Source organism: Mesoflavibacter sp., from assembly GCF_964226795.1.
Taxonomy (GTDB): domain Bacteria; phylum Bacteroidota; class Bacteroidia; order Flavobacteriales; family Flavobacteriaceae; genus Mesoflavibacter; species Mesoflavibacter zeaxanthinifaciens.
The window spans coordinates 147961-161541 of the sequence record NZ_CAXQQP010000006.1 but is presented as its reverse complement, the minus strand read 5'-3'; the positions used below and the strand labels follow the sequence as shown (position 1 = coordinate 161541).

Genomic DNA, 13581 nt, shown 5'->3' with positions numbered 1-13581 from the left:
TAAATTATTTCACTTCTTCGAAGTCAACGTCTTCAACATCACTACCAGAGTCTGCTGCTTGACCTTGTGCGCCTGCACCTGCGTCTGTAGCACCAGCTGCTCCTTGTGCTTCTTGTTGTGCTTTGTACATTTCTTCGCTAGCAACTTTCCAAGCTTCGTTAATTTTTTCTAACGCTGGCTCGATTACTGCTAAATCTTTTGTTTCGTAAGCTTTTTTAAGTTCTTCTAAAGCATCTTCAATTGGCTTTTTCTTATCTTCTGATAATTTATCACCAAATTCTTTTAATTGCTTTTCCGTTTGGAAAATCATAGAGTCTGCTTCGTTTAACTTCTTAGCGCTTTCTGCTGCTTTTTTATCTGCTTCTGCATTTGCTTCAGCGTCTGCTTTCATCTTTTGGATTTCATCTTCAGTTAATCCAGAAGACGCTTCAATACGAATATCTTGAGATTTTCCTGTTGCTTTATCTGTTGCAGATACTTTAATAATACCGTTAGCATCAATATCAAAAGTTACCTCAATTTGTGGTACACCTCTTTGTGCTGGTGGAATTCCGTCTAAGTGGAAACGTCCAATCGTTTTATTATCTGCCGCCATAGCACGTTCTCCTTGTAATACATGGATTTCTACTGATGGCTGATTATCTGCTGCGGTAGAAAATACCTGAGATTTTTTTGTTGGGATTGTTGTATTTGCTTCGATTAACTTAGTAAATACGTTACCCATAGTCTCAATACCTAAAGATAATGGTGTTACGTCTAATAATAATACGTCTTTTACATCTCCTGTTAATACACCACCTTGTATTGCTGCTCCTAAAGATACAACCTCGTCTGGATTTACACCTTTACTTGGCGCTTTACCAAAGAAACTTTCTACTGCTTTTTGTACTGCTGGAATACGTGTAGATCCACCAACTAAGATAATTTGGTCAATGTCACTTTTACTTAATCCTGCAGACTTTAATGCAGACTCACATGGCTCTATAGTACGTTTTACTAAATCGTCTATTAATTGCTCAAATTTACTACGTGTTAATGTGCGCACTAAGTGTTTTGGTCCGCTTGCTGTAGCTGTGATATATGGTAAGTTGATTTCAGTTTGCTCAGAAGATGATAATTCTATCTTAGCTTTTTCTGAAGCTTCTTTTAAACGTTGTAAAGACATTGGATCTTTACGTAAGTCCATGTTTTCTTCAGCTTGAAACTCGTCTGCTAACCAGTTAATGATTTTTTCATCTACATCATCACCACCTAAATGTGTATCTCCGTCTGTAGATAATACTTCAAAAACGCCATCTCCTAACTCTAATATAGATACGTCATGAGTACCACCACCAAAGTCAAATACTACAATTTTTTGATCTGTTCCTTTTTTATCTAATCCATAAGCTAAAGCTGCTGCTGTAGGCTCGTTGATGATACGTCTAACTTTAAGACCAGCAATTTCTCCTGCTTCTTTAGTAGCTTGACGTTGACTATCATTAAAGTAAGCTGGTACAGTAATTACTGCTTCGCTTACGTCTTGTCCTAAGTAGTCTTCAGCTGTTTTTTTCATTTTTTGAAGTACCATTGCAGATAATTCTTGTGGTGTATATAAACGACCGTCAATATCTACACGAGGTGTATCATTATCACCTTTTACTACTTTATATGGTACACGTTCTGCTTCGTTTTTAGACTCAGAATATTTGTTACCCATAAAACGTTTAATAGAATAAACAGTTTTTGTTGGGTTTGTTACTGCTTGACGTTTTGCTGGATCACCAACTTTTATCTCTCCGCCTTCAACAAAAGCGATTACAGAAGGTGTAGTACGCTTACCTTCTGCGTTAGGGATAACTACTGGTTCGTTACCTTCCATTACAGAAACGCAAGAGTTAGTTGTTCCTAAATCGATTCCAATAATCTTACTCATAATTTTATATAATTTATTTTTTTGTTGTGTTTTAAAAACTTATTCGACGTCATTAAGTCAATTAATATGCCAAGACATTTTTACTGACACGATGTCATATTTAAATTTAGATAATCAATAAACACAGTATTTTAAAACATAATTGTAACTTTATAAAAATTAAAATTTTAGTTATGAAAAAATTATTGTCCTTAGTTATTGTCGCTTTTTTATTTGCTTGTGAAGGTCCGCAAGGTCCTCCTGGATTTGATGGTCAAGATGGAGGATTAATTGTTTCTAGTGCTTTTGAAATTGCAATAGATTTTACTGCTGAAAATAATTATGAATTTATAGAGCCATATGGTTTTGATTTGTTTCCTTACGACATGACACTTGTGTATATTTTATGGGATACAGATAACGGTCAAGATATCTGGCGATTGTTACCTCAAAGCACCACTTTTGAAGACAATACATCTTTAACTTACAACTTTGATTTTACTCAAAACGATGTAAGGTTTTTCTTAGAAGGAGATACTAATTTTAGTACTTTAGATCCTGTTTGGACAAATAATCAAATATTTAGAGTTGTAGTTGTTCCTGCAGATAACGTTGGTAGAGTTGATTATTCGGATATTAATAATGTTATAGAGCTACTTGATATAAAGTCGTTTAAAAGACGATAAACTTTATTAATAGTTAATATTTTCTCTTTTTTATTGTAACACAAATAACAAATGTATATTTGCGAAAAATATAACGTTTTCGTAAATGGAATGTATCTCGGTTTTTGATATGCTTAAAATTGGCGTAGGCCCATCAAGTTCTCACACTTTAGGACCTTGGCGTGCTGCCGAACGCTGGATTTATGAGCTAAAAGCAGATAACTTTTTTGACCGCATTATTAATGTAAAAGTTGACCTATATGGGTCATTATCCTTAACAGGAAAAGGTCATGCTACTGACTTAGCCGTTATGCTAGGTTTAAGTGGTGCTGATCCAGAACGTATACCTACCGATACTATTGACATTGTAATTGCGTCTATCACTAACACGCACAAATTAGTTTTAAACAATGAGTTAGTGATTCCTTTTGAACCCGAAAAAGATATTGTGTTTAACCGTGAGTTTTTACCGTTTCATGCAAACGGAATTAAGTTTACCGCTTACGCGGAAAATGAAACGCATGAGTCTACATTCTACTCTATTGGTGGCGGATTTGTGGTTAAAGAAGAACGTACTGTACATGAAGAAAATGTAGAACTGCTTAAAGAATTTCCATACCCTGTTCACAAAGCAACAGAGTTGCTTGAATTTTGTCATAAAGAAAATCTTAGTATCTCTGAAATTGTACTTGAAAACGAAAGATCACTTCGCTCTGACGAAGAAATAGATTTCGAATTAAATCGCATTTGGCAAACCATGTTAGAATGTATGTTTATTGGTTGTCATACCGAAGGTAATCTACCAGGCGGATTAAATGTAAGAAGACGTGCCTACGATACACACAAACGATTAAATATCGAAGTACCTTACACAACACCGCAAGAATGGCTAGAAAGTATAAGAGAAAGTGAAGTTAAATTTAGACAAATCCTTAAATGGGTTAGCTGTTTTGCTTTAGCTGTAAATGAAGTTAACGCATCTTTAGGTCGTGTGGTTACAGCTCCAACTAACGGAAGTGCTGGTGTAATTCCTGCTGTTTTGATGTATTATATGGTTATTGAAAATCATGATGGCGATTTTAGCGACATAAAGCGTTTTCTTTTAGTAGCTAGTGAAATTGGTAGCATCTTTAAAAAAGGTGCTACAATTAGCGCTGCAATGGGCGGCTGTCAAGCTGAAATTGGCGTATCTTCTGCTATGGCTGCTGGTGCCTTAACCGAATTACTTGGTGGTACACCAGAACAAGTGATGATTGCTGCAGAAATTGCAATGGAACATCATTTAGGTCTAACCTGCGATCCTATTGCTGGTTTAGTACAAATACCATGTATAGAACGTAATAGTATGGGCGCAATAAAAGCTATTAATGCTGCCGAATTAGCTTTAGATACAGATCCTAAAAACGTAAAAGTACCACTAGACAAAGTAGTAGATACCATGTGGGAAACCGCAAAGGATATGCATACTAAATACAAAGAAACTAGTGAAGGTGGATTAGCAGTTAGAGTAAGTTTGTCTGATTGTTAGAAACAACATAAAAAGAAAGTGACTAAGTCAAAAAAAAAATGCGATAATACTCGGACTATTTATCTTCAGCTCATTATTCGTAAGTTTATTTCTTACAATTATTGCTTTTAAAGATATTCCAAAATACAATAGTCCTTACATTTTTACTGCAATCGTAAGTATTATTGGGATATTTCTAGGGTATTTAGTATTAAAGAAAGTAAAACCATTAATTTTAAGATTTAGCCTTAAGAAAAATGATGATGGCACAATGAGCGCACTAGTATTAATGATAACTACTGGCATTATATTTTTTGCTTTCAACGAATTAAATATTTATTTATCACAAAAAACTAAATGTGATTCGTTTTATATTACAAATAAGTACCGTGAAGAAAGTGGTTTTAGAAAACCTGAAATTAATACTCTAGTAGTTGACCTAATTAATAAAAAGGAAACTGTTGTTAGTAAGCACGAATTATGGTTATCTAAAGAAATCGGAGACAGAATTAATTTGTGCTTCTATGAATCATTTTTTGGATTTAACTACACCGAAATAAATGAATAAAATATGATATTTATCTAAGTGCAAATCCAAAAATTTATGTCTCTCTTCTGCCCTATTTTCTAAATACTTAACTTTTGCTTCGAATTAGCCCAAGAAAACATCAGATATAATTATTCTTCACAAACTTTACGTCTGGTATCTACTAAAAAGAAGATTTTCCAAGCATTATCTACTTTTATTAACTGAAATGAATTAACGCCACAATGACTAAACTGGTCGTTAAACCAAAACTGGTAAGGTGTCCAAGCATTTGCCATATTTCCGTCAATTTTAATATCAAAACTCAATAGCTTTTCTTCAAATTTTTGATTTTTAGGAATTGATAAAATTGAAGTTATAAATTTTGAATAGTCTTCGGTATGTAAAATGGTTTTTCCTTCTCGGTTAGTCGCTATGGTTTGTAACGTTACATCTTTATAAACCACTTTATTTAATAGTGTAGAATCCTGTGTATGAAAACCTTCAAAAAACGTTTCGATAGTTTTTTGTACTTCAGCTTCACTTTGCGCAAAAGTTTCGACAGAAATAAAAAGCAAAAAAACATAGAAAATTGATTTCATCTTAGATATAATTTATTGTAAATATAAGATTTTCAACTAAAAGAAAAATTTAGCAATACGCCTTAATTTTAGTATTTTTACAGTCTATCAAATTAAAAATTATGTCTACCGCAAAAAAAGAATATAAGAGAGTTACTGTAAAAACATTAGTCGATATGAAGGCTAATAACGAAAAAATTTCTATGCTTACCGCTTACGATTATACTATGGCTACTATCGTAGATGGCGCTGGTGTAGACGTAATTTTAGTTGGTGATTCTGCAAGTAATGTAATGGCAGGTCATGAAACTACATTACCAATTACTCTTGACCAAATGATTTACCATGCCTCTTCTGTAATTCGTGCTGTAAAACGTGCGCTAGTAGTGGTAGATTTACCGTTTGGAACTTACCAAAGTGATCCTAAAGAAGCGTTGCGATCTGCTATTAGAATTATGAAAGAATCTGGCGGACATGCTGTTAAGCTTGAAGGAGGAAAAGAAGTAAAAGAATCTATTAAACGTATAATAAACGCTGGTATACCTGTAATGGGACATTTAGGGCTTATGCCACAATCTATCTATAAATTTGGAACTTATACAGTAAGAGCTAAAGAAGAATTTGAAGCTGAAAAACTAAAATCTGATGCAATAATGTTAGAAAGAGCAGGTTGTTTTGCTATTGTTCTAGAAAAAATCCCTGCTACATTAGCTAAAGAAGTTGCAGAAAGTGTGTCAATTCCTGTAATTGGTATTGGTGCTGGTAATGGTGTAGATGGTCAAGTATTAGTTTTACACGATATGATTGGCATGACACATGAATTTAATCCAAGATTTTTACGCCGCTATATGAATCTTTATGACGATATGACTTCTGCAATATCTCAATATGTGGATGATGTAAAATCGGTTGATTTTCCTAGTGAGAAGGAACAGTATTAATCACCGATTATTAGATTATTAGATTGTTAGATTGTTGGATTAATTAGACTATTATTTATGCATAGATTTAAGGATTTAGAAATTTGGAAACGTAGTAGAAGTTTTTGCTCTGCTATTTATAAAGTGACTTCTGACTTTCCTGAATCTGAAAAATTTGGGCTAACAAATCAATTAAGACGAGCTGCTGTATCAATTCCATCTAATATAGCTGAAGGTTCTTCAAGAAAATCAAATAAAGATTTTGCTAGGTTTTTACAAATAACATTAGGTTCTGCTTTTGAAATTGAAACTCAACTTCTTATAGCTTCTGATTTAAACTTTATTTCAGATGAAGATTTAGAATCTTTATTGAATGAATTAAATTCAATAATAAAAATGACTTCAAAGTTTAATTCTTCTTTAAGTTAATCTAAAAATCTAATCATCGAATGATCCAAAAATCGAAGCATCTATCCAACAAAAAAAATCTTCAAGTTATATACGAAGACAACCATATAATTGTGGTTAATAAACGTGCTGGAGATATTGTGCAAGGTGATAAAACTGGTGATAAACCGTTAAGCGATGTAGTCAAATCTTATTTAAAAGATAAATACAACAAACCAGGAAATGTCTATTTAGGAACGGTTCATCGATTAGACAGGCCTACTTCTGGTTTGGTGATTTTCTCTAAAACTAGTAAAGCATTACCAAGATTAAACAAGATGTTTGCAACTAAAGATATAACCAAAACCTATTGGGCTTTAGTTAAAAATAAACCTAAAAAAGATTCAGATAGACTTGTTCATTGGCTAAAAAAGAATCCTAAAAACAATAAATCTTACGCACATTCTACAGAAGTTAAAGACAGTAAAAAAGCTATTTTAAGCTATCAAATTATCAAAAAACTAGATAATTTCTACTTATTAGAAGTTACTTTAGAAACAGGTAGACACCATCAAATACGTACTCAATTATCCACTATTGGTTGTCCAATAAAAGGCGATTTAAAATATGGTTTTGATAGAAGCAACAAAGATGCTAGTATAAGTCTACATGCCAGAAATATTAAATTTATTCATCCTGTTTCTAAAGAAGAGTTAGATATTACAGCACCATTACCAAAAGATCCTGTTTGGGACGCCTGTATTTAGTTTAATAATTCTTATTTTTATTAAAAAAGAAATAAGGCATGATTGAAGCTATAGTAAATTCTCAAAAAGATTTTTTTAAAACTGGTAAAACCAAAACTATTGCCTACAGAAAGCAATTACTAAAACAGCTTCAATCAGAATTAATTAACCAAGAAGATCTTATTGTTAAAGCGCTTTATAACGATTTTAAAAAACCAGAATTTGAATCTGTTATAACTGAAACAGCAATTGTTTTACAAGACTTAAAACGTACAATAAATAATATAAACAAATGGGCAAAACCAAAACGTGTATTTCCTAGCCTATTAAATTTTCCTTCATCAGACTATTTATATTCTGAACCTTACGGAACAGTTTTAATTATCGCACCATGGAACTATCCTTACCAACTAGCTTTAGCTCCATTAATTGGTGCTGTAGCAGCAGGAAATACTGTAGTGCTAAAACCAAGCGAGTTAACACCTAATACATCAGCTTTACTTACAAAAATTATAAAAAATGTTTTTCCACCAGAATTTGTAACCGTGGTTGAAGGTGGTGTAGATACTTCTACCAAACTTTTAGATCAAGTTTGGGATTACATTTTCTTTACTGGTAGCGTTGGTGTTGGTAAAATTGTAGCTAAAGCAGCTGCACCAAATCTTACACCTATAACATTAGAATTAGGAGGAAAAAACCCTTGTATTATTGATAAAACTGCTAATATAAAACTAACTGTAAAACGTATTGTTTGGGGTAAGTTTATTAATGCAGGTCAAACGTGTATTGCACCAGATTATATTTTAATTGATGCGTCTATTAAGAATAAGTTTTATGAAGTTTTAAAAGATGAACTTATAACTATTTACAGCAAAAACCCTGAAAAATCTTCAGATTTTGCTCGTATAATTAATAAGAAAAACTTCAATCGACTATCAGAAATGCTAACAAACGAAAACTGCGTAATTGGTGGGCAAACTAATATGGAAGATCTTTATATTTCTCCAACAATAATTGATGAACCTTCATTAAACAGTAAAGTGATGGAAGATGAAATATTTGGTCCTATTTTACCTGTTACTTCATTTAAAAATTTAAATGAAGTGCATAAAATTATAAACCGCTATCCAAAACCATTAAGCCTTTATGTATTTAGTACAAATACTACACAAGCCAAAAAATTAATTAAAGAATTTTCTTTTGGTGGTGGTTGTATTAATGATACTGTTGTTCACTTTGCAAATCATAAATTACCTTTTGGAGGTGTTGGCAATAGTGGGATTGGCGCTTATCACGGAAAGTATACTTTTGATACTTTTAGCCATAAAAAAGCTATTGTAAAAAAAGCAAATTGGCTAGATATTCCCTTGCGATACGCACCTTATTCTGGTAAATTAAAAAAATTAAAATATTTATTAAAATGGATCTAAAGTATCGTGTTTGTAAGGATAAAGTAGTTCTAAAGTAACACCATCACCTGGTTGAGATATTAATTGATATTCCATATTAATTAATTCTGCTCGACTTTGCATATTTAATAATCCTGCGCCTTTATTAACAGTGGTCATATCAAAACCTACACCATCATCTTTAGCTATAATCTTCAGGTGATTTTCTTGATAATCTAAAATAACAAATAGGTTTTTTGCTTCAGAATACTTAACGGTATTAGAAAAGAACTCTTGAAGAATTCTAAAAATAATTATTTCGTGTTTTTTATTTTCAAATTCTACTATATCTCCTTTTACATTAAGCTCTGCACTAGCAAACTTCATCTTTTTAAGGCGATCTAATTCATTACTGATAGACTTTTCAAAACCTATATTTAAAATAACTTCATTATTTAATGATCTAGAAAGCATACGTACTTCTTTTAGACTTTCTTTTACAGTATCTGAAGCATCTTTAAATGAATTTAACACGTCATCATCACCTAATTTTGTTTTCAAGATATTAAGTTGCATACTAGCAGCTGCCAATAATTGACCAACATTATCATGAAGTTCCCAACCAATATTTTTTAAAGTTTGTTCTTGTATTTCTGTCTGCGCATTGGATAATTCTTTTTCAAATGCTTGTTTCTGCTTAATTTTATCTATCAAAAGCTTATTTTTTCTTTTTTGGAATACTATAAAAAATAAGATTACTAAAGATGTAATTGCTATTAAAACAAATATCATGTAAATAAGCAAATATCTTTCTGCAGCTGTTGATGTTGCTGGATCTTTTAATAATAAAATTATAAAATTACTCATTGACTTTTTCTGGTTTAGATATTAATAGCCCTACAGCAAATACAATATACATCATAAAATTTAAGGACAGAAAAACCTGCCATTTTAAAAGAATATATTTCCAATCACTATTAACCATATAAACGTCATAAAATGTTAAAGGTGTAACTACAATCCACCAAAAAAATAGTCCTACTGTTATATAAAAATAAACTGATTTGTAAAAATTTATAATCTTATCTGTTAACAATAATTCTACCAAATAAAGCACGCAAGATGTTAAGACTAATATACCTGCCAAAATTGATATTATAGGCGGTATTTGACTAAAAAACAAGTCTGGATTTATTAGCAAATATATAACTGCAGATAAAAAATAAGCTACAGTTAAATATTTTAAAAACAGTTTAAATCTGATGTTTTCTAAAATTTTCTGATAGAATATGGATATAGATATTACAACACCTATTAAATAGGTTAAGGTAAACCACCAATAGTTAACTTTAAAAATAGAATTAAGTATAGGTTTTAAAAACTCAAAAGTATTATAGTAATTAGAATAACTTCCAATAAGTTCTATAAAAAAACTAAACCAAATAATTTTAATAAAAAAAGTAGCTGGTGTTCCTTTATGTTTTTTGTACGTAATAATTCCTGCAATAACTGCTACTAACTCAACAAAATAAGTTAGGTATGAATAATTTTCAATAAAAAACTTTTCCAAAGCTCTTAATTTGGGTAACCGTGTCCTGGAGGAATTCCGTTGTGTCCCATATCTAAAGCATCTGCATTTGAGATATCTTTAGGAGGAGAAGATCTTGTATCTCCTTCTTGAGTTGGTACCATAAATATAGTTGTTAAACCTCCATCACCAAAAGTTGTGTTAACTCCTAAATATAAACGTATTCCGTTAGCGTTTAAAGAATCTTGAGCATAATTAACATAATACTCCATATCTTCTATAGAATACCAAGATGAACGGTTTTCTTCTCCTTTATAAGCTACTGAGTCGTTTACTGCTTTTCTATAAGTGGTCCAATTATCACTTAAATCTTGGGCTTGACTTGGAGATATGATTCCTTTTGGTACAACGCTAGTTGGTGGAGCTGTTGTTAATCCAGAAGGACAGAAAAAATAATAAGAAACAAAAGCACCGATAATTAATCCTATAATTAGGCTAAGTAAATTTTTCATTTTTGGTTAGTTTAAATTAATAGCTAATATGTGGTTAAATGTAATAAAAAAAATTTAGTATAATCATTATAGCAATTTAATGCTTATTAGTTTACTACTTAATTATTTTAAGTAGTTGTATCTGGCTCTGATTTAATAAGACCATAACCAAAAGTAAAATACATTAGTATAATAGAAAATACGTTAATCGTTCTTTGTAGTGCTATAAAACTTTCATCATTTGTATTATAGTAGCTTTCAAAAAAATAGATTGGTGTCTGTATTATTGTAAATATTAAGGTTGCAGTTGCTACATAAAAGGGTAATGATTTATAAAATTTAATAATTGAATCGCTATTAATTAACTCTATAAAATAAAGTGAAGTTAATACGACTACCAAAATCATATGAAGCATTGTAATATTTAAAATACTACTGTTAATTAATAGGTCAAACTTGTAAATAAATAGTATAATTTGATATAATATTAAAATTACACTAAAGTACTTGACAACTTTTTTGAAGAAATTTGTTTTTAATACTTTGAAAAAATAAAAGGATAAAAATATAGATACGCCTATATCCCACATTAAGGTATACCACCAAGTATTTTGATAAAAAACGGTGTTTTTTAAGGCTAAGTTAACCCAATTATCATCAGGATAACCTCTTAAAACATGTGTATAAGCTCCTACTGTTTCAACTATATTAACGTAAATTAAAAAATATATAAAAAGCCTAGCAGCATTATCATTTTTATATTTTTTAAACAAAAATATACCAATAATAGCTGCTAAAACTTCTGCACTTTTAAAAAGTAAATCGTAATTTGATTTTATAAAATATATAAAAGAATCCATTAATTATTGAGGATAATTAGCAGGTGGCGGATCGCCTCTTAAGCCTCTATCCATACCTTCTGCGCCTTCAATATCAATATTTTTACCGTCTTGTTCTTGTGTTGGAACCATAAAAATAGTTGTCATTCCTTTTGGGTCTTCTTTAGTAGTTTCTACACCTAAATAAAAACGAACGCCATTAACATTATCGTTATTTTCTTTTATATAGTCTAAAAAGTTTTGCATATCATCTAAAGAGTACCAAGATGATCTATTGTCTGGTTGTCCTGCAGCTGCTTCATTAGCTTTTGCTCTTAAGTTTGTCCAGTTGTCGTTTAATGTCTGTGCTTCTTGAGCAGAGATTATTCCTTGTGGTTTTGGCATTTGGTTAATTTTAGTTTGATTAATAACTCATTTACTTCATAAAAGTAGGAAAAATTTTGTTAATGTTATAAATCAACTAACCCAGCCAACCATCACGATCTAAACTTCTATACTGAATTGCTTCGCTTATATGATTACCCAAAACGGTTTCACTTTGCTCTAAATCGGCAATAGTTCTGGCTACTTTTAAAATTCTGTCATAAGCTCTAGCCGAAAGATTTAATCGCTCCATTGCTGTTTTTAAAAGCTGAAGTGAAGCATCATCCAACTTACAATATTTACGTATTTGTTTGGTAGACATCTGCGCATTGTAATGTACATTCTCAAAATCTTTGAAACGTTTTGTCTGGATTTCTCTAGCTTTAGTTACTCGCTTTCTAATATCTACAGAACTTTCTGCTATTTGATCATCCGACAATTTTTCAAAAGGTACTGGCGTTACTTCGATATGAATATCTATCCTATCCAACAACGGACCAGAAATTTTGCTTAAATACCGTTGCATCTCGGCTGGACTTGAAGTTACTGGCGCATCTGGATCGTTAAAATAACCGCCAGGACTTGGATTCATACTAGCAACTAGCATAAATGATGATGGATAAGTAACCGTGAATTTCGCACGAGAAATGGTTACTTCTCTATCCTCCAAAGGTTGACGCATTACTTCTAAAACTTCTCTTTTAAATTCTGGCAACTCGTCTAAAAACAACACACCATTATGACTTAAAGAAATTTCTCCTGGTTGCGGATAGCTTCCGCCACCAACTAAAGCGACATTAGATATGGTATGATGCGGACTTCTAAATGGTCTTTGCGACATTAATCCTGTGTCTTTTACACGACCAACGACACTGTGTATTTTTGTGGTTTCTAAAGCTTCATGCAACGTCATTGGTGGTAAAATGCTAGGCAAACGCTTGGCTAACATAGTTTTTCCTGCACCTGGTGGACCAATTAAAATAATGTTATGTCCTCCAGCTGCAGCAATTTCCATGCAACGTTTAATGCTTTCTTGACCTTTAACGTCTGCAAAATCAAACTCGGGGAAATCTAGATTTTTTTCAAATTCTTTTCTGGTATCAATTTTAACTTGCTGCAATGCTTCACCTTTATCAAAAAAATTAATTACTTCTTTAATATTTTCTACACCAAAAACCTCTAAATCGTTTACTATTGCTGCTTCTTTAGCATTTTGCATAGGTAGAATAAATCCTTTGTAACCTTCTTCTCTAGCCTTAATTGCAATGGGCAACGCACCTTTTATAGGTTGTAAATTTCCGTCTAAAGACAACTCGCCCATAATTAAATAACGGTCTAAATCTTCGGCTTTAATTTGTTTAGATGCTGCTAAAATCCCAATAGCTAACGTTAAATCATAAGCAGAGCCTTCCTTACGTAAATCTGCTGGAGACATATTAATAATTATCTTTTTTCCTGGTATTTTATAACCGTTATTTTGTAACGCAGCTGCAATACGATAATTACTTTCTTTTATAGCATTGTCGGGCAATCCAACAAGATGATAACCGATACCGGTATCTACATTAACTTCTACGGTTACAGTTGTTGCTTCGACACCAAAAACGGCACTTCCAAATACTTTTTTAAGCATAAATGATTGGTTTAGAGTGTTAATATATAAATTTTGAATGAATTGTCATTTTTAATATAGTTTTAAATCGAGGTTATTAATAAATAATAAATTCTTTACTTTCGTTTTATTCA

The 13581-nt window shown here is 31.6% G+C and carries 15 protein-coding genes; 7 read left to right on the top strand and 8 right to left on the bottom strand.

The genetic code is table 11. The features are described from left to right. Positions 1-4: 4 nt before the first annotated feature. Positions 5-1915, bottom strand: a complete 1911-nt coding sequence (gene dnaK, locus ACEQT4_RS04540; protein WP_027878846.1) for a molecular chaperone DnaK — start codon at positions 1913-1915, stop codon at positions 5-7. Positions 1916-2088: 173 nt separating this feature from the next. On the opposite strand from dnaK, the gene ACEQT4_RS04535 reads away from it, so the two are divergent. From ACEQT4_RS04535 to ACEQT4_RS04525, 3 genes are all read left to right on the top strand, one after another. Next, complete coding sequence (locus ACEQT4_RS04535) at positions 2089-2580, top strand: hypothetical protein (protein WP_027878845.1); 492 nt, start codon at positions 2089-2091, stop codon at positions 2578-2580. Positions 2581-2665: 85 nt separating this feature from the next. After that, positions 2666-4087, top strand: coding sequence for an L-serine ammonia-lyase (locus tag ACEQT4_RS04530; protein WP_027878844.1), 1422 nt, complete (start codon positions 2666-2668; stop codon positions 4085-4087). 250 nt (positions 4088-4337) lie between these two features. Further along, on the top strand, positions 4338-4634 hold the full coding sequence (locus ACEQT4_RS04525) for a hypothetical protein (protein WP_370226248.1): 297 nt from the start codon (positions 4338-4340) through the stop codon (positions 4632-4634). A gap of 110 nt (positions 4635-4744) precedes the next feature. Here the strand turns inward: ACEQT4_RS04525 and ACEQT4_RS04520 are convergent, their stop codons facing one another. Then, positions 4745-5194, bottom strand: coding sequence for a nuclear transport factor 2 family protein (locus tag ACEQT4_RS04520; RefSeq protein WP_370226246.1), 450 nt, complete (start codon positions 5192-5194; stop codon positions 4745-4747). Positions 5195-5295: 101 nt separating this feature from the next. Here ACEQT4_RS04520 and panB point away from each other — a divergent pair, with 101 nt between their 5' ends. The 4 genes from panB to ACEQT4_RS04500 are packed head-to-tail and all read left to right on the top strand — an operon-like array spanning position 5296 to position 8656. Continuing rightward, on the top strand, positions 5296-6114 hold the full coding sequence (panB, locus tag ACEQT4_RS04515; RefSeq protein WP_027878841.1) for a 3-methyl-2-oxobutanoate hydroxymethyltransferase: 819 nt from the start codon (positions 5296-5298) through the stop codon (positions 6112-6114). A gap of 57 nt (positions 6115-6171) precedes the next feature. Beyond that, on the top strand, positions 6172-6522 hold the full coding sequence (locus tag ACEQT4_RS04510) for a four helix bundle protein (RefSeq protein ID WP_370226244.1): 351 nt from the start codon (positions 6172-6174) through the stop codon (positions 6520-6522). A 20-nt stretch (positions 6523-6542) separates the two neighbouring features. Further along, positions 6543-7247 (top strand): RluA family pseudouridine synthase, encoded by a 705-nt coding sequence (locus tag ACEQT4_RS04505; RefSeq protein WP_370226242.1) that lies wholly within the window; start codon positions 6543-6545, stop codon positions 7245-7247. Between the two features lie 38 nt (positions 7248-7285). Beyond that, positions 7286-8656, top strand: a complete 1371-nt coding sequence (locus ACEQT4_RS04500) for an aldehyde dehydrogenase (RefSeq protein WP_370226240.1) — start codon at positions 7286-7288, stop codon at positions 8654-8656. Here the strand turns inward: ACEQT4_RS04500 and ACEQT4_RS04495 are convergent. The 6 genes from ACEQT4_RS04495 to ACEQT4_RS04470 form a co-directional block, all read right to left on the bottom strand. Next, entirely contained in the window at positions 8642-9481 is an 840-nt protein-coding gene (locus tag ACEQT4_RS04495; protein ID WP_370226238.1) for a sensor histidine kinase, read from the bottom strand. The genes ACEQT4_RS04500 and ACEQT4_RS04495 overlap by 15 nt on opposite strands. Further along, on the bottom strand, positions 9474-10184 hold the full coding sequence (locus tag ACEQT4_RS04490) for a hypothetical protein (RefSeq protein ID WP_370226236.1): 711 nt from the start codon (positions 10182-10184) through the stop codon (positions 9474-9476). Before ACEQT4_RS04490 ends, ACEQT4_RS04495 begins: the two co-directional genes overlap by 8 nt. Positions 10185-10189: 5 nt before the next feature. Beyond that, positions 10190-10654 carry a hypothetical protein gene (locus ACEQT4_RS04485; protein ID WP_027878835.1) on the bottom strand — a complete coding sequence of 155 codons (465 nt, stop codon included), beginning with the start codon at positions 10652-10654 and terminating at the stop codon, positions 10190-10192. Between the two features lie 107 nt (positions 10655-10761). After that, the gene (locus tag ACEQT4_RS04480; RefSeq protein ID WP_370226234.1) at positions 10762-11493 is read right to left on the bottom strand and encodes a hypothetical protein; all 732 of its coding nucleotides are present in this window, start codon (positions 11491-11493) and stop codon (positions 10762-10764) included. 3 nt (positions 11494-11496) lie between these two features. Further along, positions 11497-11856, bottom strand: coding sequence for a hypothetical protein (locus ACEQT4_RS04475; protein ID WP_370226232.1), 360 nt, complete (start codon positions 11854-11856; stop codon positions 11497-11499). 76 nt (positions 11857-11932) lie between these two features. Further along, a complete protein-coding gene (locus ACEQT4_RS04470; RefSeq protein WP_027878832.1) occupies positions 11933-13468 on the bottom strand; it encodes a YifB family Mg chelatase-like AAA ATPase in 1536 nt (511 codons plus the stop codon). Between the last annotated feature and the right edge of the window lie 113 nt (positions 13469-13581).

Bases quoted from the DNA above. Each gene is read 5' to 3' on its own strand.
- ACEQT4_RS04495 (WP_370226238.1), bottom strand. From the start codon at position 9,481: ATGAGTAATTTTATAATTTTATTATTAAAAGATCCAGCAACATCAACA.
- panB (WP_027878841.1), top strand. From the start codon at position 5,296: ATGTCTACCGCAAAAAAAGAATATAAGAGAGTTACTGTAAAAACATTA.
- ACEQT4_RS04530 (WP_027878844.1), top strand. From the start codon at position 2,666: ATGGAATGTATCTCGGTTTTTGATATGCTTAAAATTGGCGTAGGCCCA.
- ACEQT4_RS04485 (WP_027878835.1), bottom strand. From the start codon at position 10,654: ATGAAAAATTTACTTAGCCTAATTATAGGATTAATTATCGGTGCTTTT.
- ACEQT4_RS04475 (WP_370226232.1), bottom strand. From the start codon at position 11,856: ATGCCAAAACCACAAGGAATAATCTCTGCTCAAGAAGCACAGACATTA.
- ACEQT4_RS04520 (WP_370226246.1), bottom strand. From the start codon at position 5,194: ATGAAATCAATTTTCTATGTTTTTTTGCTTTTTATTTCTGTCGAAACT.
- ACEQT4_RS04535 (WP_027878845.1), top strand. From the start codon at position 2,089: ATGAAAAAATTATTGTCCTTAGTTATTGTCGCTTTTTTATTTGCTTGT.
- ACEQT4_RS04505 (WP_370226242.1), top strand. From the start codon at position 6,543: ATGATCCAAAAATCGAAGCATCTATCCAACAAAAAAAATCTTCAAGTT.
- dnaK (WP_027878846.1), bottom strand. From the start codon at position 1,915: ATGAGTAAGATTATTGGAATCGATTTAGGAACAACTAACTCTTGCGTT.
- ACEQT4_RS04510 (WP_370226244.1), top strand. From the start codon at position 6,172: ATGCATAGATTTAAGGATTTAGAAATTTGGAAACGTAGTAGAAGTTTT.
- ACEQT4_RS04500 (WP_370226240.1), top strand. From the start codon at position 7,286: ATGATTGAAGCTATAGTAAATTCTCAAAAAGATTTTTTTAAAACTGGT.
- ACEQT4_RS04470 (WP_027878832.1), bottom strand. From the start codon at position 13,468: ATGCTTAAAAAAGTATTTGGAAGTGCCGTTTTTGGTGTCGAAGCAACA.
- ACEQT4_RS04480 (WP_370226234.1), bottom strand. From the start codon at position 11,493: ATGGATTCTTTTATATATTTTATAAAATCAAATTACGATTTACTTTTT.
- ACEQT4_RS04525 (WP_370226248.1), top strand. From the start codon at position 4,338: ATGAGCGCACTAGTATTAATGATAACTACTGGCATTATATTTTTTGCT.